This is a genomic window from Marinomonas sp. ATLA20 (genome assembly GCF_057180105.1).
On sequence record NZ_JBXUKU010000048.1, the window covers coordinates 1 to 400 of the forward strand.

Annotated in this window: 1 rRNA gene; it reads right to left on the bottom strand. The window is 52.2% G+C overall.

What is annotated here, in order from left to right:
- Window positions 1-400 (bottom strand): 23S ribosomal RNA (locus tag AC2A4J_RS20385); the annotation flags it as partial.

A 400-nucleotide genomic window follows, 5' to 3' on the forward strand; every position in this document is an offset into this window, starting at 1 on the left:
ACGGTACCATTTTGCCTAGTTCCTTCACCCGAGTTCTCTCAAGCGCCTTGGTATTCTCTACCTGACCACCTGTGTCGGTTTGGGGTACGGTTCGATCATATCTGAAGCTTAGAAGTTTTTCCTGGAAGCATGGCATCAACCACTTCGCCCAAAAGAGGGCTCGTCGTCAGTTCTCGGTCTTAAAGGGACCCGGATTTGCCTAAGTCCCAAACCTACCGCCTTAAACACAGACAACCATCGCTGTGCTGGCCTAGCCTTCTCCGTCTCTCCATCGCAATATGTACGAGTACAGGAATATTAACCTGTTTCCCATCGACTACGCATTTCTGCCTCGCCTTAGGGGCCGACTCACCCTGCCCTGATTAACATGGGACAGGAAACCTTGGTCTTCCGGCGGGGG